Genomic DNA, 24806 nt, shown 5'->3' with positions numbered 1-24806 from the left:
GATCAGAAAAATAATCTGTAGTTCATGTTTGATCTATCAATATTGAATTAACTAATTACTTTTTATTATATGTAGTTTTTATTTGTTCTTTCAAATCAATTGCTATGCAGCGGTATTCTCTCCCAATCTGAACGTTTTATTTGTAAATTTTACCGATTCTCAAGAGGCTAATATGGCAGCATCACGTTCGGTTCTTGAACTTATAGGGAATACTCCATTACTGGAACTCACTCATCTGGATACGGGACCATGCCAGTTATTTATTAAGTTAGAGAATCAAAATCCGGGGGGATCGATTAAAGATCGTGTTGCGCTTTCAATGATTGAGCAAGCTGAAAAACAAGGAGTGTTGAAGCCGGGAGGGACTATCATTGAAGCTACGGCGGGTAATACAGGCATTGGGTTGGCACTGGTTGCTGCGATGAAAGGCTATAAACTGATTCTGGTCGTGCCCGATAAAATGAGCAGGGAGAAAATTTATCATCTGCGAGCACTGGGAACCGATGTTCGCCTGACACGCTCTGATGTGGGAAAAGGGCATCCAGAGTATTATCAGGATTACGCGCTGCGTCTGTCGAAAGAAATTAGTGGTGCGTATTATATTGACCAATTCAACAATCCTGCCAATTCCGCTGCTCATGTCATGAGTACCGGCCCAGAAATTTGGCAACAAATGGAACAGAATGTGGATGCTGTGGTCGTTGGTGTCGGCTCCGGCGGTACTCTGGGAGGGTTAAGTCAGTATTTTAAAGAAATTTCTCCCCAGACCGAATTTGTCCTCGCCGATCCTAAAGGTTCTATTCTTGCCGATTATGTTGAGCACGGTCATTATGACGAAGCGGGTAGCTGGTTTGTCGAAGGTATCGGAGAGGATTTTGTTCCACCGCTTGGCGATTTTTCCCAAATCCATCATGCCTATCGTATTAGCGATTCAGAAGCTTTTTCCAGCGCCCGTGATTTGTTACTGACCGAAGGGATTTTGGCAGGCTCCTCTTCAGGAACTCTGCTTGCTGCCGCACTGCGCTACTGCCGGGCACAGACAACACCGAAACGTGTAGTAACGCTTGCCTGTGACAGTGGCAACAAATATCTGTCGAAAATGTTCAATGATTACTGGTTATTAGAACAAGGACTGCGTTCACAGCCACAAGAAAATGATTTGAGTGATTACATCACTTATCGTTATCGGGAAGGGGCAACAGTTTCAGTTTCACCACAAGATACTTTGCAAGTCACTTATGGTCGTATGCGTTTATATGATATTTCACAGTTGCCAGTGATTGAAAATGACCAGGTTGTTGGAATTATTGATGAATGGGATCTCATGCACACTATTCAAGCTGACTCTCACAATTTCTCACTGCCTGTCACTCAAGCGATGACCAGTCAGATTCATACACTTAATAAAAAAGCACCATTGGATCAATTGATCGCAACCTTTGATGCAGGCCATGTCGCTTTGATTGTTGATGATAATAGTCAATTCCTTGGTCTTGTTACTCGTACCGATGTGCTGAACGCATGGCGTCAACAACTCAATTAATCTCTTTTCAGGAATAAATTAATGACTAAGTTTGATAGGACTAAGTTTAATAAGATTAAATTTGATACAAAAAGCGTTCACGTAGGTTATTCTCCTGACCATACGGGAGCTGTCATGCCTGCAATCTATGCCACATCCACTTATGCCCAACCTGCACCGGGGCAGCATACAGGGTATGAATATTCCCGCAGTGGAAACCCGACACGTGATGCGCTGGAAAGTGCGATTGCTGAATTAGAGAATGGGACTCGTGGTTATGCGTTTGGTTCTGGTCTTGCCGCCAGTTCAACCATTCTGGAGTTACTTGATAAAGATAGCCATATGATTGCCGTGGATGATCTCTATGGCGGAACTTACCGATTATTGGAGAAAGTGCGCTGCCGCACGGCCGGCTTGCGTGTCACTTATGTTCAGGCAGGGGATACCGCCGCTCTGGAAGCCGCGATCCAGCCTGATACTAAAATGATTTGGGTAGAAACTCCGACCAATCCGTTGTTGAAATTAGCGGATTTGGCAGCCATTGCGCAGATTGCACAGCGCCATAATATTATCAGTGTTGCGGATAATACCTTTGCATCCCCTTATATCCAGCGCCCACTTGATTTGGGTTTTGATATTGTTGTTCACTCTGCAACTAAATATCTGAATGGTCATTCCGATGTAGTCGCTGGTCTGGCTGTCGTGGGCAACAATGCTGAATTGGCAGAACAGGTCGCGTTTTTGCAAAATTCCATTGGTGGCATTCTTGATCCGTTCAGTAGCTTTCTTGTCCTGCGTGGCATTCGGACATTGGCATTGCGCATGGAACGTCATATTTCCAGCGCAGAGAAAATAGCACATTGGCTGGAGCAGCAGCCGCAAATCGAGAAAGTGTACTATCCCGGCCTGACTTCTCATCCTCAGCATGAGCTGGCAAAACGCCAGATGCGAGGCTTTGGCGGCATGATCTCTGTTGTTCTGAGAGGCGATGAAGATTATACACGCCGAGTTATTAAAGAATTACAGCTATTCACACTGGCAGAAAGTTTGGGGGGCGTGGAAAGCCTTATAGGTCAGCCGTTTAATATGACTCATGCATCCATTCCACTGGAAAGACGTCTGGCATCAGGTATTACACCTCAGTTGATCCGCATTTCTGTAGGCATTGAGAATGTTGATGATTTGATTGCTGATTTAGTTCAGGCGTTTGAAAAAGCAGATTTATAATATCCAACTGATTAAAAACCAAATAAATAACCACGAGCGTAATCAAAAACAGTGTGCCAGCCGATTTTTATCAGTTGGCATTTTTTATTATTTTATTACGGATAGATTCCCTTAAAAATAAGTTCCCTCTAATGTTTAGAATAAGTTAGGGTTTCTTTTATCTTAAAGTAAGGTGATGAAGTAAATTGATTATGATAAAGAATAAATATATTTAGGGCTATAGATAAAATATTGTATTTGTTTATTTTGTTTTTTGGGGAAAGCTATTTAAATAATTGATGATATCTTATTGAGGATCAGATATATTTGAATCAACCAGATGTATATGTCTATACACTTCGTTTTTCAAATTGCAGCTTTGTTGGCTGTGCCTACTCATCTCAGCCACGATAGTTAGACTATGTTTCTGGGGATTTGTTCCCTTATCGTCGTGCTGTATTTTGAAATTCATGGAGTATAGATGAGCAAAGGTGTCAGAAGAGGATAATAAGTTATGGCAATTCTAGATATACTCACAATCCCAGATGAAAGGCTGAGGCAAAAATGTGTTGATGTCACTGATTTTGATAGTGTTCAAACACTGATCGATGACATGTTGGAGACTATGTATAACACGGACAATGGAATTGGCTTGGCGGCACCGCAGGTTGGACGAAAAGAAGCAGTATTGATCATTGATCTCTCTCCAAACCGAGATCAGCCGATGGTTTTGGTTAATCCCAAGATTGTTGAAAAAGAGCGTCGCGTGGTGAATCAAGAGGGCTGCTTATCGATACCGGGGTATTACGCAGATGTTGAGCGTTTTGAAAAAGTGAAGGTAGAAGCATTCGACCGACACGGTAAAACGATTACGATAGAAAGCGGGGATTTTTTAGCAATTGTTATGCAGCATGAAATCGATCATTTGCATGGCATTATTTTTACTGATTATTTGTCGCCATTAAAGAGACAAATGGCACTGAAAAAAGTGAAAAAATATATAATTAGCAGAAAGAATTAGTGGATAATGGTATTGAAAAGGTGTGATGATTTCATAACGAAATTGTCACATGATTAGAAATTGTGATTTTATATATTGCTGTTATTTAAATTATTAATGATAAATATGAATAATAAAGTTTAAAATTCCATTTTGAATACAATAGTGAGTTTTAAAGTTAAAAAGTATATCTGATGGAATTTGAATAATTTGATAGTCATCATATAATCAGGGGAATTATTGTGATCTTAAAAAGTGATATTACATATTACCAACTACCTAATTTTTCCATAGATTTGAACCTGATAGATACGACTGATGCTGAAACAGGTACTTATTTGATGATATTGGATGCGGAGGGGATCAGAGACGCTGAAATTTCCTCAGTTAAAATTGGCAGCAAAATGGAATATGTCAATATTCCATCAACTGCCAGCAGTAATGAGATTGCCTGTGCCTTTTATATCAAAAACAGGGGCAATCGCAGTTATCCACTGGTTGGCACTATTTATCTTAGTTACCATCCGTCATCTGGGTTTGTTGACATTACTTCAATGAAAGTCTCTCCTGAATCTCAGTTAGACCTTGCTATAGATAGAGTTAATAGTACTAAATTTGATTTTAAACTGAAAACAAAACAGAGCAATTAGTTACCCGCATCAAAGTGAGTAAGGTGGCCACTTGGTTGGCCACCGAATAAGGCCAAACGGATTATGGGTAGTTTCCAAATAACCGGGAGTTGCACCTGACTGAGTAAGTGTTCCAGCATGGTTAGATTTATGGTTATTTCTATCAAAAAACCAGATCGTTAGGGCTGGAATTTTATACTGTGCTACAAGAAAAAATGGCGAGCCAATAATGGTGCTGTAAAATTTTTCTTCAGATAAAAGCCTCTGGGCAGTGTCATTATTGGTTGACCATATTCTCCAATTGCTTCGGTCAGTACCCGGCTGTTAGCCGCTTTGGGGCGTAATTGCAATACTTCACCATGACGGGCTGTAATGCTCTCGACTTTGCCCAATACAATAAGATCCATCAGCTCTTCCCAATCGTTTCGCAGCAACTCTTCTTCTATGGCACTTGGGTTCCAAAGCAGGGGTGAACCTACATGGCGTTCAGAAAGCGGGATACTTCTTTCTCCCTCAACAGGTATCCATAAGACGCGGGATAGTTTGCGTCTGACATGACAATTTTCCCATGTAATACCACTGTTACCCGTTAAAGGGGCGATACAGACAAAGGTTGTTTCCAATGGAGTACCTTTGCTGTCCACAGGGATCGTTTTCAATTCAATACCAATATGTTGAAAATCCTGTTCGGGCCTGCTGCCTGCATTTGCGCCTAAATAATATTCAAGTAACATACCTACCCAACCTTTATCACGCTTTAAATTAGGAGGTATAGGCAGTTTAGCGAATTCAGCCAGTTCACCCATGGATAAACCTGCCAAAGCGTGAGCCCGTTCGAGTAATTGCTGTTCGTTTTCAGGTGGTATCGGGGATGTAAAGTACATGTTATTGAGTATATTTTTTTCTGGTTAAAAAATGTCCATGAGGATTATTGTAAATCATTATTAATTTATCATTACACTAATGTTTTTGATAATAGCATGATATAAAAGATCTTTTCATTTATGTTCTCAGTATTAAAAATAAGCTTGTTATGATTGTTCACCTATTCCCAGTGATAATAAACAGGATCTTACACCATGTTATCCACAGATTTATGGGATAAGTGATAAAAAGTGAGATCACTGGTTTGATTTACAGCTCTAATGAATGGCTTTTTCTACAAAAATAGTCGATTTTTGTTTAACTAAAAGGCATATCCTGTGGATAAAATCATCATTGGTTGAAATTTACTCAGTGTGAGAAAGATTGAAATTTCTGATGAATGATATGTATTGTAAAAAGGGGCGTAAAATCTATTAACATAATGAAAAATAATAGTTATTTATTTACCCTTAAGAAGGGTGATAAAACACTCAATAAAAGTATACCCGTTTTACCCCTCACTTTTTCACATACATATCCACAGAAAAAGTGAATAAAATGGTTGTTGCCAGACAAATAATGTTTATAACTTTAGTTTTTTCTGTGAATTATCCTTCCGAAAGCCTAAACCAGGCAGATTTGAAATCAAACCACCCAAAGGCATTCATTTTCACCTCTCTCATTCTTCGTTGACGTGGGTAATGCAGAATTTCTGCCAGAGATTGAAAGGTCGTTTCGCTCTTTTTGCCTTGGTAGTGACGCCATAGCCGAATGAATGGTTGTTGTAAGCAAGTGTTCGACATAAAAGAGGAACTCTGCTGATTTTTTCATCAAATGTTGTTTTCTTATATTAAACGGATAATGAATAGGAATTAAAGTAGTTCAGAAGAGCGAACTTCTCTTCCTGACTCCCGATTTTTTGAATAATGGTATTTTGCCAGCCAGTAAGTTGTCTTACTGGCCTTTTTTAATGGGTGTATTATACAGAGAAGGGAGGCTACGTTAGCGAAGAAAAAGTGGCATGTCTTTACATTTTCTCTGCAATCAAATTTGCAATGATATCGCCCATTTCATCGGTACCAATGGTTTTGTCATTACCCGCTAAATCTGCGGTGCGATAATTCTGTTCCAAAGCCTGATTGATAGCTTGTTCAATGGTATCTGCGGCATCATTGCGCCCAAAACTATAACGCAGCAAAAGTGCCAGAGATAAAATTTGGGCTATCGGGTTAGCAATATTTTTACCCGCAATATCAGGCGCTGATCCACCTGCTGGCTCATATAAGCCGAAGCCTTTTTCATTCAGGCTGGCAGAGGGCAGCATTCCCATTGAACCCGTGATCATGGCGCATTCATCGGATAAAATATCGCCAAATATATTGGAGCATAGCAAGACATCAAACTGTGCCGGATCTTTGATCAATTGCATGGTAGCGTTATCAATATACATATGATTGATCTCAACATCGGGATAATTTTTAGCGATTTCACTGACGATTTCACGCCATAACACAGAACTTTGCAGAACATTCGCTTTATCAATTGACGTGATTTTATGGCGGCGTTTACGAGCAGATTCAAACGCAATGCGTGCGATTCGCTCTATTTCAAAACGATGGTAGATCTCAGTATCAAAAGCGCGCTCATATTTTCCTTCGCCTTCACGTCCTTTGGGTTGACCGAAGTAAATGCCGCCAGTCAATTCTCGGACGCATAAAATATCAAAGCCTTTTGCGGCGATATCCTGACGAAGCGGGCAAAATGATTCTAACCCAGTGTATAAACGCGCCGGGCGTAAGTTACTGAACAATTTAAAATGCTTGCGTAATGACAATAATGCACCACGTTCAGGTTGTTTTGAGGGCGGTAAATGCTCCCATTTCGGGCCTCCCACAGAACCAAACAGGATGGAATCAGATTTTTCACAACCATCGATAGTTTCTTGAGGTAAGGGAGTGCCATGGCGATCAATGGCGATCCCTCCTACATCATATTCACTGGTTGTAATGCGAATATTGAAGCGATGGCGGATTGCATCCAACACCTTATAGGCTTGCTTCATGACTTCGGGGCCAATGCCATCACCGGGCAAAACAGCAATATGATAGTGATTTGTATCTTGCTTGTTTGACATAACATTATTTGAAATAGATTGGCTTGAAGACATGATTATGCAGTTTCCTTAGAGTTGTCTTGAGTATCGTTAGAGTTGTTATTTTGAGTATTACACTGAGATATACGCAGCTTCTCTTTTTCTACTTGTTCTGCCTGCCAGATGCTGTTCAAGACGTGGATCATGGCTCTGGCTGAAGATTCAATGATATCTGTTTCCAGCCCCATTCCGTGGAAGCGACGCCCAAAACATTCCACGATAATATCAACTTGACCGAGGGCATCTTTCCCATGCCCCTTGCCGGATAATTGGTAGGAGATTAATTTAAACGGATAATCCGTAATGCGGCCGATGGCCTGATAAATAGCATCAACAGTACCGTTACCCGTAGAGGCTTCAGATTTGACTTTATCACCGCAGGCCAGGCGTACGGTTGCCGTAGGTACGACATTGGTTCCGGACTGGATGCTGAAATAATCCAGTCGGTAATGTTCATGTGTTTGCTGTTGTTGATTGATGAACACCAATGCTTCCAAATCGTAATCAAACACTTGTCCTTTTTTGTCTGCCAATTTTAAGAACGCTTGATACAAGGAGTCCAGATCATAATCATTTTCCAGATAGCCCATTTCTGACATGCGGTGTTTCACTGCCGCCCGTCCAGAACGTGAGGTCAGATTTAATTGAGTATCTTTCAGTCCGATGGATTCTGGTGTCATGATCTCATAAGTTTCACGATTTTTCAGAACACCATCCTGATGGATGCCAGAAGAGTGGGCAAACGCATTACTACCAACAACGGCTTTATGGGCAGGGATAGGGGTATTGCAAATTTGGCTAACCAATTGGCTGGTACGGTAGATTTCTTGATGGTTGATATTGGTATGAACTCCTAACATTTGCTGGCGTGTTTTGATCGTCATGATCACCTCTTCCAGCGAACAGTTACCGGCGCGTTCCCCCAACCCATTGATCGTGCCTTCGATCTGTCGGGCACCAGCCTGAACTGCGGTAATTGAGTTAGCTGCGGACATGCCCAAATCATCATGGCAATGAACAGAAATAATCGCTTTATCAATATTGGGTACACGCTCAAATAAGGTACGGATAATCCCGCCGAATTGATAAGGCGTGGTGTAACCCACGGTGTCGGGAATATTGACTGTGGTTGCACCTGCCTTGATTGCCTGTTCGACAATTCTGCATAAGTTGTCGATATTTGTGCGACCAGCATCTTCACAGGAAAATTCGACGTCATCGGTGTAATTACGTGCCCGTTTGATGGAGCGAACTGCCATTTCAACAACATCATCAAAAGTTCTTTTTAATTTATGTTCAACATGCAGACTGGAGGTAGCCAATACCATGTGCAGACGAAAGGCTTCGGCGACTTTCAAGGCTTCGGCGGCGACATCAATATCATTGTCAACACAACGGGATAAAGCACAGATACGGCTATTTTTAATTTCACGTGCGATTGTTTGAACGGATTGAAAATCTCCCGGAGAAGAAACAGGAAAACCAGCTTCAATAATATCGACTCCCAACCTTTCCAACGCATAAGCGATTTGAAGTTTCTCTTTTACACTCAGGCTGGCTTGTAATGCCTGTTCTCCATCACGCAATGTGGTATCGAAGATGATAACTTGCTGGCTCATGTTGTTGTGCTCCTGTCAAATAGGTTAAGCGATGATGTTTTGTTTTTTCAGGCGCCGAGCAGGTAAAAAAAACCCGCGCGGTGCGCGGGTTTTTTGCTTTCTGATGGAGGTTAACTTAACTTTGTTTTTCACCTACCAGCACACCGCGCACATTAAAGGCGATTAGTAGTAGGCTGAGTAGGCGAATTAAGTGAATCATGTAAGCTAACCTTTATAAATTTGTTAATTGACTTTTAATTATCAGTGCATTTTTTATAGATACTTTATTTTAAAAATAATGTCAAGCTATATGAGTAGAGATTTAGTGTGAATCCTGTTCGTTGTTGATTCCTAATTGGGTATATTTTGGGCTTGGTGACTATTTTTTACATTTTTAGCGATGTTTTTATCTATTTTTCATATCTATATATGGAGTAAAATCCGGCTCTGATGGATACTAAATGTAGTATCTGTTGTTTTGTACAGTCGTTTTTATGTGATTTTTATGCGATTGCCGTTTTTAATCTGATCGCTTTTAAACCTAGAGTTTAAATCAATTGATTAAATATGATTGTCTAAATGCAGATACGAGGTTCTAAGGAACAAGGATAAGATGAATGTTCACCATAGTGTGTCTAGATTAAGAAATCATAACTATATAGAATATTAATAAGTCGTATATCAATATATTGGAAAAGCGAATTTCTGATTAATACTTCAGAGCATTTTCCCAATAGATAATATTAATAGAAAGTTCTGATAAATAGTTGTAATACAGTAATTTTATTATGAATTTTTTTCTGACACTCATTTTGTCATTATTGACTGAACGTTTTGAACGTAAGTTGTTAATGTAAGATGAGTTATTTCTATTCATATATAACGCATTGATATTCATGCTTCTAAAAATATTACGAATACGTAAATAATAAAACATTGGTTATACATATTTATTTTTTTGTACAAGGATGAATCTCAATTTAATTTACAAGAATTGAGGTAATTGATCTTATTAATTGGTAGGACTGTTTTTGATGTCAAAATGTTGCGTTTTCGAACGGTCAATCTGCCATTATTTAATGAGATCACTGCTATAAGTTTAGTGGAGTGAAATAATGACTGAATACAATTTAGTAACTACAGGAAGAAAAGAATCATGCGATGTTCAACTGCGTAGTGTTGATCTTAATTTGCTTACTGTTTTTGATGCTGTAATGCAGATGCAGAATATCACGCGCGCAGCTCAGGTGTTGGGAATGTCACAGCCGGCTGTCAGTAATGCTGTGGCACGTTTGAAGACGATGTTTGATGATGAATTATTTGTCCGTTACGGTCGGGGCATTCAGCCAACTGCTAGAGCAAAACAGCTTTTCGGGCCACTCAGACAGGCACTTCAAATCGTTCATAATGAATTGCCCGGGGTAGGATTTGATCCCAATAACAGTACAAGGGTGTTTAATCTTTCTATTTGTAGCCCTCTTGATATTCGCTTGGCTGCTCAAATCGTCGGGAAAATTAAAAAACATTCTTCAAATATCGAAGTTGTCATTAGAACACAAATTAGTGATGATATAGAGAAACAATTAAAATATCAGGAAATAGAATTCGTTCTCAGTTATACCCAATTAGAACAGTCTGATTTCAATAATTATCCGTTGTTTAATGATGAATTGGTTCTGGCAGTTTCTAAACATCACCCAAGAATTGGGAAGCTAATTACTCAGCAACAATTGTTGGAAGAAAGACATGCCATTGTTGCATTGGATAATGTAGATTCATTCAGTAAACCTTACTATGAAGGTAATGAATTATTGCGTTCTGTTTCTTATCAAGGAACGGACTTAAATAGTGTATTGAATATTGTCTCTCAGACTTATTTAGTGGCTATCGTGCCAAAATGGATGGTTGAACATTATTCCGAACAGTTAAATATTTGTTCGGTTCCTTTACCTAATGGTCAAATTTCTCGTCCTTGCTATTTGATTTGGCATAGCTCAACAGATCGGGATAAAGGTCATCAGTGGATGAAATCGCTACTGAGCCATCTTGGTGAACGAGAATAAAATAAAACACGCTAGAGCCTATCCCAAGATGTTGTCGGGGTAGGGCTCTTGGCCAACATTTTCTTTGGTGGAATATATCTGTCCTCTTCCAAGTTGCGCCTTTGCCGCAATATTTATCTCTGATTATCCATACTTGTTCGGTAAATTCTGTAAATATTTTCCCCTTCTGAGGGAGAAGATATTGAAAATACGCTTTCCCCTTTTACTGGGAATGGGTAGACTGCGCAGAAATAGCTAACATCTGTAAGCTGAAAAGTAGGCGGTATGCTTGCTGAATATGCTGAACTGAAATATTTATACAGGAATATATTGTGATAACAGATTCTCTGCATTCCTATCATTTGGTTAATCGATTGCAGCAGCAAGCCAATGAATATCCGGAAAAAATTGCTTTTCAGCAATGGTCTCCATCGAAACAACTTGAAATGAGTTGGCGGGAGGTCAAACATACCACTGAAGCTATAGCAAAAGCATTATTATTTCTGGATGTGGAAGTACAGGGAAAAGTCGGTATATTTGCGAATAATTGTATGGCGTGGTCATTGAGTGATTTAGCCATCCTCAAGCTTCGGGCTGTGACAGTTCCGCTTTACTCAACCAGTACCCGAGAACAGGCAGCATTCATTCTTAATGATGCGGAAGCACGTGTACTATTTATTGGTGGGCAAGAGCAATATGATATCGCAGTGACACTGATAGAACTGTGTCCCAAACTCACTCATCTTATTGTTATGGATGAATCTGTGGATTTGAAAGCGTGTCCGCAGGCACAGTATTTATCTACCTTTATAGCCAATGATAATGCACAATTTCAGCCAGAGCTTGAGCGCCGTATTAAAGATCAAAACCTCAATGATCTTTTCACTTTGATCTATACCTCCGGTACAACGGGAGAGCCAAAGGGAGTGATGCTGGACTATCACAATATTGCCGCACAACTTTACCTGCATGACCAAAGATTGACATTAACCAAACAGGATGTGTCACTCTGTTTTCTGCCTTTATCTCATATCTTTGAACGTGCATGGAGTTACTATGTCATGCACACTGGTGCCCTGAATGTCTATTTGACTGATACAAATTTTGTGCGTGAGGCAATGACTGATGTGCGTCCAACGGTCATGTGCTCTGTTCCCCGTTTTTATGAAAAAGTGTACAGCGCTATCTCGGAGAAAGTCTCCCGAGCACCTTTTATAAGCAGGATGATTTTCAATTGGGCTTTGAAACGGGGAGAAAGCCGCTGGATGCGTCAACAGCAGAATAAAAAAGGGTGTCCATTCACTCGTTGTAGTTACCAATTAGCTGACAGACTGGTGTTGAACAAACTGCGTAATTTGTTGGGCGGACGAATACGTTTTCTGCCTGTGGCGGGTGCTCGCCTCGACGATGAAATTGCCCGTTTCTTTCTGTCCCTTGGACTTAACATTAAATATGGCTATGGCATGACCGAAACCTGCGCCACGGTGTCTTGCTGGGAAGAAAAATCTTATTTTTTAGGCTCAATTGGCACCCCATTACCCGGTGTTGATGTCCGTATCAGTACCGGAGGAGAAATTCAGGTACGCGGCCCTATTGTGATGAAAGGCTATTTCAATCGTCCCGAAGAGACTGTCCATACTTTTACTGAAGATGGCTGGTTGCGTACAGGCGATGCCGGCGGATTAGATGAGGACGGCAATCTGTTTATCACTGAACGTCTGAAAGATTTAATGAAGACATCAACAGGTAAATATATCGCCCCACAAATGATTGAAGGAATGTTGGGACAAGATCGCTTTATTGAGCATATTGCAGTTATTGCCGATGCCCGCCAATTTGTTTCTGCACTGATTGTCCCCAGCTATGAAACGCTGGAAGAGTACGCAAAATCTATTCATCTCCATTATCGGGATCGGCTGGAATTATTGCGTAATCATCAAATTATTGAACTGTTTGAAAAGCGTTTGAAGGAAAAACAGAAAAATATCGCTAAGTTCCATCAAGTTAAACAATTCATTCTTTTGCCAGAAGCTTTTTCTATGGAGAAAGGGGAATTAACGCCGACATTGAAATTACGTCGCAAGGTTATTTCACAACGTTATCAGCGCGAAATTGAGTCTATGTATCGGAGTTGAAGACAGATAAAAAAACCGGCTTTCCATTAAAAAAATGTTTTCAGTATGTGAATTCATGTTTGCTAAGGTTTGTATCTAACGTTATGTTAGTTGACTTAACGTTATAGGATAGCGTTAGAAACTCATATAAATAGAAATGGAATAAGTAAGGCTACTTTTAGTAATAACTTTATGAAATTCCGACAATTAACTTGCAAACAGAGCCTGGAGGCAAACTCAATGGAGATGTTGTCAGGAGCCGAAATGGTCGTCAGATCGTTAATCGATCAGGGTGTCGAACATGTGTTCGGTTATCCGGGCGGGGCGGTCTTGGATATCTACGATGCCCTGCATACGGTTGGAGGAATCGAGCATATTCTGGTTCGCCATGAACAGGGTGCTGTCCATATGGCGGATGGGTATACTCGTTCTACCGGAAAAGTCGGGGTTGTTTTGGTAACATCCGGGCCAGGAGCAACAAATGCCATCACGGGAATCGCAACGGCATACATGGATTCAATTCCCATGGTGGTTCTGTCTGGTCAGGTTGCCAGTTCCCTGATAGGCAATGATGCTTTTCAGGAATGCGATATGGTGGGAATTTCCCGCCCGATTGTAAAACACAGTTTTCTGGTGAAAAAAGCAGAAGATATCCCAAGCACAATTAAAAAAGCTTTCTATCTGGCTGCGACTGGCCGACCCGGGCCTGTTGTTATCGACTTTCCCAAAGATACCGTTAATCCTGCATTGAAATTCCCGTATGTGTACCCTGAAAAAATCAAAATGCGCTCTTACAATCCCACTGTACAGGGGCATAAAAGACAGATTAAGCGTGTATTGAAAACCTTGTTGGATGCGAAGAAACCCGTGATTTATGTGGGGGGAGGCGCCATCAATTCGGAATGTTCAGCGGAATTGATGAAGCTGGCTGAGCATTTTCATATTCCCGTCGTTAGTTCATTAATGGGATTGGGGGCATTTCCCGCAACTCATCGGCAAAATCTGGGAATGTTGGGAATGCACGGTACTTTTGAAGCGAATAAAGCCATGCACAATTCCGATGTGATTTTTGCGGTGGGAGTACGTTTCGATGATCGTACAACCAATAATCTGGACAAATATTGCCCAGAGGCCACTGTGTTACACATTGATATCGACCCGACTTCAATTTCGAAAACGGTGAGGGCGGATATCCCTATCGTCGGGGATGCCAAACAGGTACTCGGCCAAATGTTGGAGTTACTGGATTCCACAGAAGATACCCAGGATCCGGATGCTCTGAAAGACTGGTGGCTTTCCATCGATCAGTGGCGTACCCGCAAGTGTCTTGATTATGATCGCACTACTGTGAAGATCAAACCGCAAGCTGTAATTCAAACGCTTTACCGCCTAACTGACGGGAAAGCATATATCGCGTCAGATGTTGGTCAGCACCAGATGTTTGCAGCCCTGCATTATCCATTTGACAAACCGAGACAGTGGATCAATTCCGGTGGTTTGGGAACCATGGGATTTGGCCTGCCTGCCGCGCTCGGTGTGAAGTTGGCAAAACCTGATGCTACAGTGGTATGTGTGACTGGTGATGGCAGTATCCAGATGAATATTCAGGAATTGTCCACCGCTTTGCAATATGGCCTGCCTGTTTTGGTGCTGAACCTGAATAACCGTTTCTTGGGAATGGTAAAACAGTGGCAGGATATAATATATGCGGGTCGTCATTCTCAATCTTATATGGAATCTTTGCCGGATTTCGTCAAATTGGCGGAAGCTTACGGTCATATTGGCATTGCTATCCAAACTTACGACGAGTTAGAAACGAAACTAGCCGAAGCACTAACTGAAGTCACGGCAAACCAGCGTCTGGTCTTTGTGGATGTGACCGTTGATGAAACAGAGCACGTTTATCCAATGCAAATCCGTGGAGGAGCGATGGATGAAATGTGGTTAAGCAAAACAGAGAGGACCTGATCATGCGCCGGATTTTGTCTGTATTACTTGAAAACGAATCGGGAGCATTATCCCGCGTGATTGGTTTGTTTTCTCAGCGGGGTTATAATATCGAAAGTCTGACAGTCGCGCCGACTGAAGACCCAACATTGTCACGTATGACGATCCAGACCAAAGGTGATGCTAAGGTACTGGAACAAATTGAGAAGCAACTGCATAAATTGGTGGATGTGCTGCGAGTTAATGAATTAACGGCAGGGCCTCATGTTGAGCGTGAAATTATGCTGGTGAAGCTACAAGCCAGCGGATATGGTCGGGAAGAGGTTAAGCGCAGTACGGACATTTTTCGCGGGCAGATTGTTGATGTCACATCAACGCTATATACCGTCCAATTAGTTGGCACGAGTGAGAAATTGGATGCATTCCTTGATTCGGTGAGGGATGTGGCTGAAATTGTGGAAGTTGCGCGTTCAGGTATTGTTGGTGTCTCCCGTGGAGATAAAATTATGCGATGAAAAATCGTAATCTGCGGGTTAAAATACAGATATTTACTGAGCCCTACTGTAAAGTAGGGCTTTTTCATCATATTACTGAGGGGTTAATGTGAAACTGGATGAGATCGCCCGCTTAGCAGGTGTTTCACGTACTACGGCCAGTTATGTTATAAATGGCAAAGCCAAGCAGTATCGGGTCAGTGATAAAACAGTAGAAAAAGTGATGGTGGTGGTCAGAGAGCACAATTATCATCCTAATGCTGTAGCAGCTGGTCTTAGGGCAGGGCGCACCCGTTCAATTGGTTTAGTCATACCCGATTTGGAAAATACGAGTTACACTCGGATTGCCAATTATCTTGAACGTCAGGCGCGCCAGCGTGGATATCAGCTCTTGATTGCATGTTCTGAAGACCAATCTGATAATGAAATGCGCTGCGTTGAGCACCTTCTGCAACGTCAGGTTGATGCTATTATTGTTTCCACGGCCTTGCCCCCCGAACATCCTTTCTACCAGCGCTGGGCAAACCGTTCATTGCCTATCATCGCGCTTGACCGTGCATTGGACAGTGAGCATTTTATCAGTGTTGTTGGGGATGATCTTGAAGATGCAAAAATGCTGGCACAGGAATTGCGACAATTTCCGGCAGAATCTGTACTTTATTTGGGGGCATTGCCTGAATTATCAGTCAGTTTTTTGCGTGAACAGGGTTTTCGTGAATCATGGCAGCATGACCCACGTGAAGTAAATTATTTGTATGCGAATAGTTATGAGCGTGAAGCGGCGGCTGAAGCCTTTGCTTTATGGCTGGAAGCCAACCCGGTTCCTCAGGCGCTGTATACTACTTCGTTTGCGTTGCTTCAGGGAGTCATGGATACCATTCTCAAGCGCAGCGGTCGCTTACCGAGCCAGTTGGTTATTGCTACATTTGGTGATCATGAGCTGCTCGATTTTCTTGAATGTCCGGTCTTGTCTGTGGCACAGCGTCATCGTGACGTGGCTGAGCGTGCCCTTGAATTGGTATTGGCCAGTTTGGATGAAAAACAACGCCCAACTCCCGGAATAACCAGAATGCGCCGTCATTTATGCCGTCGTGGTAAGTTGAGCCGTAAAGCCTGATTGAGTACCCTCATTGAAGATGAGGGTACTATTTGCTCTATCTAAATTACTAAAATACATGTGTTGATGTAATTTTGAGACTATTCTGACTAAAATTTTCCTAAATAGAGTATAGTGACCACTATAACTGATAACACATTATTAAAATTAACAAAGCGAAAAATTGCTCACTAAATACCATTCCATTTATGTGGTTTACTTTTTATTTTAGTGTTTCTCATTATTCGTTTGATATTTAATGGCTTTTAATCCAATTTCGAGCATTAAGTTTCATATTATTATTATTTTTAATGTTATTATTATCTAAATATATCTCTGTTATTGATAGATTTTATGCGGTTAACAATTGATCATCGATGAGATGTGACTTGCATAAATTAATTTAAGTGGTAATTTTTTGTTCTAAGCTCACAGTCTAAGAAGGCTTTCTTCAGGCTTATTAAATTATTCAAAATTATCATGGTGTTATACATTCTTAATATAGTTATAACCGAAAAATCCTTCTTTTTTTCTCCTGAATCTTTCTGTAAATCTAGCTAAAGCGCACCGGCTCTGGCTTGACAAGGTTTTCATACCATCCGTAAACTCTTAATAGTGGTGATTTGTGGGATAATGTGGAGATTTCGGCCATCAAGGGGTAACCTGAGTATGTTTCGTGGAGCAACGCTGGTTAATCTCGATAATAAAGGGCGGCTCACTGTACCTGCCCGATATAGAGAAACGCTGAATGAGGAGTCTGTAGGTCAAATGGTTTGTACCATTGATCTCCATCAGCCGTGCTTGTTGCTTTATACATTACCCGAATGGGAAATCATCGAAGAAAAATTATCTCGCTTATCCAGCATGAATCCAACCGAACGTCGTGTTCAACGTTTGTTATTGGGACATGCCAGTGAATGTCAAATGGACAATGCAGGGCGTCTTTTATTAGCTAATACATTGCGTCAGCATGCAAGGCTAACAAAAGAAGTCATGCTGGTTGGGCAATTTAATAAATTTGAATTGTGGGATGAGCAAGTTTGGTATCAGCAAATACAAAGTGATATTGCGGCTGAGCAGTCCACACAAGAACCTTTATCTGCAAGGCTACAGGATTTATCACTATAAACATGGCAAATAGTCATTTTAAGCATACCAGTGTATTACTGGATGAAGCTGTCAATGGACTGAATATTCAAGAAGATGGAATTTATATAGATGGAACATTCGGGCGGGGGGGACATTCTCGTCTGATTTTATCTAACTTGGGACCAAATGGGCGTTTAATGGCGATTGATCGTGACCCACAAGCCATTGAAGCTTCAAAGACCATTACAGACGAACGCTTTTCTATCACACACGGGCCATTTTCTGAATTGGCAACTTATGTGGAAAACGCAGGTTTGGTTGGAAAAATTAATGGCGTATTGTTGGATTTAGGGGTTTCTTCCCCACAACTGGATGATCCTGAGCGCGGCTTTTCATTTATGCGTGATGGGCCATTGGATATGCGAATGGACCCTACACGCGGGCTATCTGCCTCAGAGTGGCTGATGAAAGCGGAAGCAGAAGACATCGCTTGGGTGCTGAAAACATTTGGTGAAGAACGTTTTGCCAAGCGTATTGCAAAGGCTATCGTGACACGCAATCAGGAACAACCGATTACGCGAACACGGGAACTGGCAGAACTTATCGCTCAGGCAAGCCCTGTTAAGGAAAAGCACAAACATCCGGCAACACGCAGCTTTCAGGCTATTAGGATTTACATAAACAGTGAACTGGAAGAGATTGAACGTGCATTGGATGGTGCATTGCGCGTTCTGGCACCACAGGGGCGATTATCTGTCATCAGTTTCCACTCGTTGGAAGATCGCATGGTGAAGCGTTTTATCCGGCAAAACAGTCAAGGACCACAAGTTCCAGTCGGTTTGCCTCTCACTGATGCACAATTAAAAGCGCTGGGAGGACGAAGCTTGAAATCGATTGGCAAAATGAAGCCTTCAGAGGATGAAGTGGCTGCAAATCCAAGAGCGCGAAGCTCGGTTTTGCGGTTTGCTGAAAAGGCGGGTGAATAATGGTTGGTGAACGTCATGGCCTAGTCGGGGTTATTGGCAAAGATTTACTTCGTAATGCCAAGCTCCCACTAGTTTTACTGGTGTCTGTTGTAGTTTCAGCCATTGGTGTTGTGACGGTCGCACATGAAACCCGTTTATTGACTGCGGAAAAGGAGCGTCAGGTAATTCAGCTTGATGCTCAGGATATTGAATGGCGTAACCTGCTCCTTGAAGAGAATGCTCTGGGTGATCACAGTCGGGTTGAAAGAATTGCAACTCAAAATTTGCAGATGCAACACGTTGATCCAGCAAAAGAAAACATTGTGATTACTCATTGAGTCCAGTTGACAACCAAAAGGTAGGCGATGAAAGCTGCACGCTCTTTAAAGTCGAAAAAGCAAGAAGATAAAGCAAGTTTTGTAAGCTGGCGTTTTGCCTTGCTGTGTTGGGGCATTGGGTTTGCTTTAATCGGGCTTTTGATTCGTGTTGCTTATTTGCAGATCATCAATCCAGATCGTTTGGTAAAAGAAGGTGACTCGCGTTCTTTGCGAGTCCAATCTATTCCGACCGCCCGGGGCATGATAAACGATCGCAATGGGCGTCCACTGGCTGTCAGTGTACCCGTTGATGCTATCTGGGCAGATCCCAAAGAGGTGTTTGAAAAAGGCGGAATTACAGACGATTCCCGCTGGAAGGCACTGGCTGATGCACTTTCTATTCCTTTGGAACAATTAACCCGAAAAATCAGTGACTATCCCAATGGGCGCTTTGTTTATCTTGCCCGACAAGTTAACCCCTCCATCGGTGATTATATTCAGAAATTGAAATTATCCGGTATCTATTTGCGTCAGGAATCTCGCCGTTATTATCCGGCAGGTCAGGTCACGGCGCATATTATTGGGGTAACTAACATTGACGGGAAGGGAATTGAGGGGATTGAAAAAAGCTTTGATAGCTGGCTGACAGGTATGCCGGGAAGCCGGACTGTTCGTAAAGATCGTACGGGGCGGGTGATTGAAGATATTGCATCTACAGATAGCAGGGCGGCTCATGATCTGATGCTTAGCATTGACGAACGCCTTCAGACTTTGGTCTATCGTGAGCTGACTAAGGCTGTTGCATTGAACAAAGCTGAATCTGGTACGGCCGTGCTGGTTGATGTTAATACGGGTGAAGTATTGGCGATGGCAAACAGCCCTTCTTATAACCCGAATAATTTAGCCGGAACACCGAAAGATGCGATGCGTAATCGCGCTATCACCGATACTTTTGAGCCGGGCTCCACGATCAAACCTCTGGTGGTGATGAGTGCACTGAATAGTGGAATTGTCAAAGAAAATACGGTGTTGGATACCAGACCCTATCGATTAACGTATGGTTCTAGAGGACACGAGATTAAAGACGTTGCCCCACGTTCTGAATTAACCATCACCGGAATTCTACAGAAATCGAGTAACGTTGGTGTCTCTAAACTGGCGTTAGCGATGCCCGCTTCAGAGCTGGTAGATGTCTATTCACGCTTTGGAATGGGAAAGCCGACCAATTTGGGGCTGGTCGGAGAAAGTAGTGGCTTATTTCCAATAAATAAACAACGGTGGTCTGATCTTGATAGGGCCACCTTTTCTTTCGGCTATGGGCTAATGGTAACTCCGTTACAGTTAGCGCGTGTCTATGCAACGATAGGTAGCTTGGGCGTTTATCGCCCATTGTCAATTACCAAAGTTGATCCTCCTGTACCGGGAATCCGGGTATTTCCTGAGCACATTATGCGAACAGTAGTGCACATGATGGAAAGCGTCGCATTACCAGGCGGCGGTGGTGTACGGGCGGCAATAAAAGGCTATCGCATTGCAATTAAAACCGGTACGGCAAGAAAAGTCGGGCCGGATGGCAATTATCTAAATAATAAACATATTTCTTATACTGCGGGGGTTGCACCTGCGAGTAATCCACGGTTTTCACTGGTTGTGATTATTAATGAGCCACAAGCAGGTAAATATTATGGCGGTGCGGTTGCAGCGCCTATCTTCGGCTCCATCATGAGTAGTGTTCTGCGTACGATGAATGTTGAACCAGATGCATTGCCTGTAGGTGATAAAAACGAATTTGTGATTAATAAATAAAGAGGATAAAAGTGGCAGATCGTAATTTACGCGATTTACTGGCTCCATGGGGTGTTGATACACCGGGGCTTCCGCTGCGCGAAATGACATTAGACAGCCGTAAGGCGGCTGCCGGAGATCTGTTTGTTGCCGTTCAGGGGCATCAGACAGATGGTCGAAAATATATTCCTCAAGCCATCGCTCAAGGTGTTGCTGCGGTGATTGCAGAAGCGAAAGGAAAAATGGATAACGGCACGATACAGAAAATGCATGGTGTGCCTGTTATCTATTTGAATGATTTAAATAATAAATTGTCAAAACTGGCTGGTGAATTTTATCAACATCCTGGTAATAAACTAAAATTGGTGGGTGTTACCGGAACCAACGGGAAAACGACAACAACACAATTGCTGGCGCAATGGAGCCAGGGGCTTGGAGAAACCAGCGCTGTGATGGGGACGGTGGGAAATGGCCTGCTGGGCATGGTTGTGCTAAGCGAAAATACTACCGGTTCTGCTGTTGATATTCAGCTTGATTTACAGCAACTCGTTAATCAAAACGCAACTTTTGCCGCGATGGAAGTTTCTTCACATGGACTGATTCAGGGAAGGGTGGCTGCATTGCCATTTCAAGCTGCCATTTTCACTAATTTAAGCCGAGATCACCTTGATTATCATGGTGATATGGAAAATTACGAAAATGCTAAATGGATGCTGTTTAGCCGCTATGATGTGAAACAGAAAATCATCAATGCTGATGATGGGGTAGGGCAGAAGTGGTTGTCTCGCTTACCTGAGGCTGTTGCCGTTACGATGGAAAACCGTTTGCCTGAAAATTGGCTTGGGCGTTGGTTATCAGCCGAAGAGGTGAATTATCACGACAAAGGCGCATCCATTGCGTTTAGCTCAAGTTGGGGAAATGGAACGCTGAGTAGTCCTTTAATGGGCGCATTCAATGTCAGTAATTTGTTATTGGCACTGGCTACTTTGCTGTCATTGGAATATCCCTTGGACAAATTACTGGCAACCGCATCTTGTCTGGAACCCGTTTGTGGTCGCATGGAAGTTTTTACTGCTGCGGGTCGCCCTACTGTTGTTGTCGATTACGCCCATACACCGGATGCTTTGGAAAAAGCATTGTCTGCTGCTCGGCTGCACTGTAAAGGGCAACTCTGGTGCGTATTTGGTTGTGGCGGTGATCGTGACAAAGGCAAGCGTCCGCTGATGGGAGGGGTTGCAGAACAGGGGGCGGATCGTGTGGTTGTTACTGATGACAATCCCCGCAGTGAGGAACCACAAGCAATTGTAGCGGATATTCTGGCTGGATTTATCGATCCGGGACGGGCGATGGCAATTTATGGGCGTGTTGAGGCTGTTACCAGTGCCATTATGCAGGCAACCGAAGACGATGTTGTTCTGGTTGCAGGTAAAGGCCATGAAGATTACCAACTGATCGGCAATCGCCGTTTGGATTACTCAGATCGCCTGACCGTATCTCGTTTGCTGGGGGTAATCGCATGATCCCACTGACACTCCAGCAACTGGCACAATTAACTGATGGCACTTTACACCACGTAACTGAACAACAATCTGCTGTTCTCCGAATTAATACAGTAGAAACTGATAGCCGCAAAATCGTAAGTGGAGGTTTGTTTATTGCCTTAAAAGGCGAAAAATTTGATGCCCATGATTTCGCTGCCGATGTAGTTAAGCAGGGCGCAGGAGCCTTATTAGTCAGTCGTCGTCTTGATATTGGCTGCCCGCAGGTGGTGGTGAAAGACACTCGTCTGGCGATGGGAAAACTGGCGGGTTGGGTTCGTCAGCAAAGTAAGGCACGAGTTGTGGCTTTGACTGGATCATCAGGAAAAACATCCGTAAAAGAGATGACAGCGGCTATTCTGCGTCAATGCGGTAATACGCTTTATACCTCTGGTAACTTCAATAATGATATTGGCGTGCCATTGACGCTGTTCAGACTCACTGACGACCACCAATTTGCCGTCATTGAGCTAGGTGCCAACCATATTGGTGAGATTGCTTATACCACTGAAATGACTCGTCCTGAAAGTGCGTTGGTCAATAATCTGTTTTCTGCTCATCTTGAGGGATTCGGTTCTCTTTCTGGCGTTGCAAAAGCAAAAGGCGAGATTTTTGAAGGCCTTGATCCAGGCGGGACAGCCATAATCAATCTGGAGAGTAATGATTGGGATAATTGGCAGCACAGCATCAATAAACAGCAGAGAGTGTGGTGTTTCTCCGTTGCCCCTACAGCTGACGCTGATTTTTACGCGACAGAAATTTCGGAACAACCACTGGCAACGCATTTTTGTCTCCATACCCCAGTCGGAAATATCAACCTGATATTGCCATTGCCGGGAAGGCATAATATTGCCAATGCGCTGGCTGCCAGTGCTCTGGCAATTTCTGTTGGTGCATCGCTGGAGGATATTCGTGTCGGGTTATCGGAGCTTAAGGCTGTTTCGGGGCGTTTATTCCCCACCCATCTTGCAGCGGGAAAAGTGGTGCTGGATGATACCTATAACGCCAATACAGGCTCCATGATTGCCGCTGCGAATGTGTTATCACAGATGTCCGGTTACCGCGTCATGGTTGTTGGCGATATGGGAGAGCTTGGGGAGCAGGCAATTGAATGTCACCGTGAGGTGGGAGAAGCGGTGGCATCGACAGATATCGATAAGGTATTTAGCGTCGGTACTCTCAGCTCCCATATTAGCGCCTCAAGTGGTCGAGGGCAGCATTTCGCAAGTAAGGCTGAATTAATTGCAACGTTGCTCTCTTTACTGGAACAACACGAAATGATTTCAATACTAATCAAAGGTTCACGCAGTACCGCAATGGAAGAGGTAGTGAACACACTGAAGGAGAACTTCCAATGTTAGTTTGGCTAGCCGAGTATCTGGTTCAGTATCATACCGGTTTTAACGTCTTTTCCTATCTGACGTTCAGAGCTATCGTCGGCTTGCTTACAGCACTGTTTATCGCATTGTGGATGGGGCCAACCTTGATTTCTTATCTGCAAAAATTGCAGATAGGCCAGGTTGTACGTGACAACGGCCCAGAATCCCACTTCAGCAAGCGTGGAACGCCAACGATGGGAGGATTGCTGATCCTGTTTTCCATCACCATTTCTATTTTGTTGTGGGCACGTCTGGATAACCCATATGTTTGGTGCGTACTAGTGGTGTTGGTAGGTTACGGCATTGTGGGGTTTGTGGACGACTATCGGAAAGTTGTTCGCAAAGATACCAAGGGGCTGATTGCCCGTTGGAAGTATTTCTGGCAATCCGTATTGGCATTGGGTGTGGCGTTTGTAATGTACAGCATTGGCAAAGGTACTCCAGCGACACAATTAGTCGTGCCGTTCTTCAAAGAAGTCATGCCACAACTCGGATTGCTTTACATTTTGCTGGCCTATTTCGTGATAGTGGGAACCAGTAATGCAGTGAATTTGACCGATGGTCTGGATGGTCTGGCTATCATGCCTACTGTCTTGGTCGCAGCGGGTTTTGCATTAGTGGCATGGGCAACAGGCAATGTGAATTTTGCCAACTATTTGCATATTCCTTACCTGAATCATGCGGGTGAGTTGGTAATTGTCTGTACTGCAATTGTTGGTGCTGGATTGGGCTTCTTATGGTTCAACACCTATCCAGCCCAAGTCTTCATGGGTGATGTTGGCTCATTGGCTCTTGGCGGTGCGTTGGGAACCATCGCAGTTTTGCTGCGTCAGGAATTCCTGCTGGTCATCATGGGCGGAGTGTTTGTGGTAGAAACACTGTCTGTCATTTTGCAGGTTGGATCGTTCAAACTGCGTGGACAACGGATTTTCCGCATGGCACCTATTCACCATCATTATGAATTGAAAGGCTGGCCGGAACCACGTGTTATTGTGCGCTTTTGGATTATTTCTTTGATGCTGGTACTGATTGGTCTGGCAACGCTGAAGGTACGTTAATCATGGCTGAG

General features: G+C 42.8%; 19 protein-coding genes and 2 pseudogenes. 16 read left to right on the top strand and 5 right to left on the bottom strand.

What is annotated here, in order from left to right:
• The first annotated feature begins 172 nt into the window (after positions 1 to 172).
• From AC5JQI_RS14480 to AC5JQI_RS14465, 4 genes are all read left to right on the top strand, one after another.
• The gene (locus tag AC5JQI_RS14480) at positions 173 to 1543 is read left to right on the top strand and encodes a pyridoxal-phosphate dependent enzyme (protein ID WP_493912675.1); all 1371 of its coding nucleotides are present in this window, start codon (positions 173 to 175) and stop codon (positions 1541 to 1543) included.
• Between the two features lie 21 nt (positions 1544 to 1564).
• Positions 1565 to 2749, top strand: a complete 1185-nt coding sequence (locus AC5JQI_RS14475) for a trans-sulfuration enzyme family protein (protein WP_493912674.1) — start codon at positions 1565 to 1567, stop codon at positions 2747 to 2749.
• 493 nt (positions 2750 to 3242) lie between these two features.
• On the top strand, positions 3243 to 3749 hold the full coding sequence (gene def, locus AC5JQI_RS14470; RefSeq protein ID WP_493912673.1) for a peptide deformylase: 507 nt from the start codon (positions 3243 to 3245) through the stop codon (positions 3747 to 3749).
• A 221-nt stretch (positions 3750 to 3970) separates the two neighbouring features.
• Positions 3971 to 4378 (top strand): hypothetical protein, encoded by a 408-nt coding sequence (locus AC5JQI_RS14465; RefSeq protein WP_237385678.1) that lies wholly within the window; start codon positions 3971 to 3973, stop codon positions 4376 to 4378.
• A gap of 9 nt (positions 4379 to 4387) precedes the next feature.
• Here the strand turns inward: AC5JQI_RS14465 and AC5JQI_RS14460 are convergent, their stop codons facing one another.
• The 5 genes and pseudogenes from AC5JQI_RS14460 to leuA all read right to left on the bottom strand — a co-directional run bounded on the left by AC5JQI_RS14460 (position 4388) and on the right by leuA (position 8992).
• Entirely contained in the window at positions 4388 to 4534 is a 147-nt protein-coding gene (locus AC5JQI_RS14460) for a hypothetical protein (protein ID WP_493914695.1), read from the bottom strand.
• Between the two features lie 26 nt (positions 4535 to 4560).
• Positions 4561 to 5241, bottom strand: a complete 681-nt coding sequence (mutH, locus tag AC5JQI_RS14455; RefSeq protein ID WP_493912672.1) for a DNA mismatch repair endonuclease MutH — start codon at positions 5239 to 5241, stop codon at positions 4561 to 4563.
• Positions 5242 to 5916: 675 nt separating this feature from the next.
• Positions 5917 to 6024: pseudogene (locus AC5JQI_RS14450) on the bottom strand (SgrR family transcriptional regulator); the annotation flags it as partial.
• Between the two features lie 224 nt (positions 6025 to 6248).
• Positions 6249 to 7355 carry a 3-isopropylmalate dehydrogenase gene (gene leuB / locus AC5JQI_RS14445; protein ID WP_493914694.1) on the bottom strand — a complete coding sequence of 369 codons (1107 nt, stop codon included), beginning with the start codon at positions 7353 to 7355 and terminating at the stop codon, positions 6249 to 6251.
• Between the two features lie 35 nt (positions 7356 to 7390).
• Positions 7391 to 8992 (bottom strand): 2-isopropylmalate synthase, encoded by a 1602-nt coding sequence (gene leuA, locus AC5JQI_RS14440; RefSeq protein ID WP_493912671.1) that lies wholly within the window; start codon positions 8990 to 8992, stop codon positions 7391 to 7393.
• Positions 8993 to 10086: 1094 nt separating this feature from the next.
• Between leuA and leuO the strand changes: the two genes are divergently transcribed.
• The 12 genes and pseudogenes from leuO to mraY all read left to right on the top strand — a co-directional run bounded on the left by leuO (position 10087) and on the right by mraY (position 24795).
• Positions 10087 to 11034 (top strand): transcriptional regulator LeuO, encoded by a 948-nt coding sequence (gene leuO, locus AC5JQI_RS14435; protein WP_493912670.1) that lies wholly within the window; start codon positions 10087 to 10089, stop codon positions 11032 to 11034.
• A gap of 314 nt (positions 11035 to 11348) precedes the next feature.
• Positions 11349 to 13148, top strand: a complete 1800-nt coding sequence (locus AC5JQI_RS14430) for an AMP-dependent synthetase/ligase (protein ID WP_493914693.1) — start codon at positions 11349 to 11351, stop codon at positions 13146 to 13148.
• A gap of 219 nt (positions 13149 to 13367) precedes the next feature.
• Entirely contained in the window at positions 13368 to 15095 is a 1728-nt protein-coding gene (gene ilvI, locus AC5JQI_RS14425) for an acetolactate synthase 3 large subunit (protein WP_493912669.1), read from the top strand.
• A 2-nt stretch (positions 15096 to 15097) separates the two neighbouring features.
• A complete protein-coding gene (gene ilvN / locus AC5JQI_RS14420) occupies positions 15098 to 15589 on the top strand; it encodes an acetolactate synthase small subunit (RefSeq protein ID WP_323854691.1) in 492 nt (163 codons plus the stop codon).
• A gap of 88 nt (positions 15590 to 15677) precedes the next feature.
• On the top strand, positions 15678 to 16685 hold the full coding sequence (cra, locus tag AC5JQI_RS14415) for a catabolite repressor/activator (protein WP_493912668.1): 1008 nt from the start codon (positions 15678 to 15680) through the stop codon (positions 16683 to 16685).
• 648 nt (positions 16686 to 17333) lie between these two features.
• Positions 17334 to 17792 (top strand): division/cell wall cluster transcriptional repressor MraZ, encoded by a 459-nt coding sequence (mraZ, locus tag AC5JQI_RS14410; RefSeq protein WP_493912667.1) that lies wholly within the window; start codon positions 17334 to 17336, stop codon positions 17790 to 17792.
• Positions 17793 to 17794: 2 nt separating this feature from the next.
• Positions 17795 to 18739, top strand: a complete 945-nt coding sequence (gene rsmH, locus AC5JQI_RS14405; RefSeq protein WP_493912666.1) for a 16S rRNA (cytosine(1402)-N(4))-methyltransferase RsmH — start codon at positions 17795 to 17797, stop codon at positions 18737 to 18739.
• Positions 18739 to 19056, top strand: a complete 318-nt coding sequence (gene ftsL / locus AC5JQI_RS14400) for a cell division protein FtsL (RefSeq protein ID WP_323854695.1) — start codon at positions 18739 to 18741, stop codon at positions 19054 to 19056. Before rsmH ends, ftsL begins: the two co-directional genes overlap by 1 nt.
• 27 nt (positions 19057 to 19083) lie before the next feature.
• Positions 19084 to 20866: pseudogene (locus AC5JQI_RS14395) on the top strand (peptidoglycan glycosyltransferase FtsI).
• Complete coding sequence (gene murE / locus AC5JQI_RS14390; protein WP_493912665.1) at positions 20853 to 22340, top strand: UDP-N-acetylmuramoyl-L-alanyl-D-glutamate--2,6-diaminopimelate ligase; 1488 nt, start codon at positions 20853 to 20855, stop codon at positions 22338 to 22340. Before AC5JQI_RS14395 ends, murE begins: the two are co-directional and overlap by 14 nt.
• Positions 22337 to 23719 (top strand): UDP-N-acetylmuramoyl-tripeptide--D-alanyl-D-alanine ligase, encoded by a 1383-nt coding sequence (gene murF / locus AC5JQI_RS14385; RefSeq protein ID WP_493912664.1) that lies wholly within the window; start codon positions 22337 to 22339, stop codon positions 23717 to 23719. The genes murE and murF overlap by 4 nt, the downstream gene beginning before the upstream one ends.
• On the top strand, positions 23713 to 24795 hold the full coding sequence (mraY, locus tag AC5JQI_RS14380; RefSeq protein WP_323854699.1) for a phospho-N-acetylmuramoyl-pentapeptide-transferase: 1083 nt from the start codon (positions 23713 to 23715) through the stop codon (positions 24793 to 24795). Before murF ends, mraY begins: the two co-directional genes overlap by 7 nt.
• Positions 24796 to 24806 lie beyond the last annotated feature (11 nt).

This window comes from Xenorhabdus sp. XBWT, assembly GCF_059072735.1.
Note: the sequence above shows the minus strand (reverse complement) of the source record. Positions and strands in the feature narration are given on the sequence as shown.

Bases quoted from the DNA above. Each gene is read 5' to 3' on its own strand.
- leuA (WP_493912671.1), bottom strand. From the start codon at position 8,992: ATGAGCCAGCAAGTTATCATCTTCGATACCACATTGCGTGATGGAGAA.
- def (WP_493912673.1), top strand. From the start codon at position 3,243: ATGGCAATTCTAGATATACTCACAATCCCAGATGAAAGGCTGAGGCAA.
- leuO (WP_493912670.1), top strand. From the start codon at position 10,087: ATGACTGAATACAATTTAGTAACTACAGGAAGAAAAGAATCATGCGAT.
- ftsL (WP_323854695.1), top strand. From the start codon at position 18,739: ATGGTTGGTGAACGTCATGGCCTAGTCGGGGTTATTGGCAAAGATTTA.
- mraY (WP_323854699.1), top strand. From the start codon at position 23,713: ATGTTAGTTTGGCTAGCCGAGTATCTGGTTCAGTATCATACCGGTTTT.
- murF (WP_493912664.1), top strand. From the start codon at position 22,337: ATGATCCCACTGACACTCCAGCAACTGGCACAATTAACTGATGGCACT.
- mutH (WP_493912672.1), bottom strand. From the start codon at position 5,241: ATGTACTTTACATCCCCGATACCACCTGAAAACGAACAGCAATTACTC.
- ilvN (WP_323854691.1), top strand. From the start codon at position 15,098: ATGCGCCGGATTTTGTCTGTATTACTTGAAAACGAATCGGGAGCATTA.
- AC5JQI_RS14480 (WP_493912675.1), top strand. From the start codon at position 173: ATGGCAGCATCACGTTCGGTTCTTGAACTTATAGGGAATACTCCATTA.
- AC5JQI_RS14475 (WP_493912674.1), top strand. From the start codon at position 1,565: ATGACTAAGTTTGATAGGACTAAGTTTAATAAGATTAAATTTGATACA.
- ilvI (WP_493912669.1), top strand. From the start codon at position 13,368: ATGGAGATGTTGTCAGGAGCCGAAATGGTCGTCAGATCGTTAATCGAT.
- mraZ (WP_493912667.1), top strand. From the start codon at position 17,334: ATGTTTCGTGGAGCAACGCTGGTTAATCTCGATAATAAAGGGCGGCTC.
- rsmH (WP_493912666.1), top strand. From the start codon at position 17,795: ATGGCAAATAGTCATTTTAAGCATACCAGTGTATTACTGGATGAAGCT.
- leuB (WP_493914694.1), bottom strand. From the start codon at position 7,355: ATGTCAAACAAGCAAGATACAAATCACTATCATATTGCTGTTTTGCCC.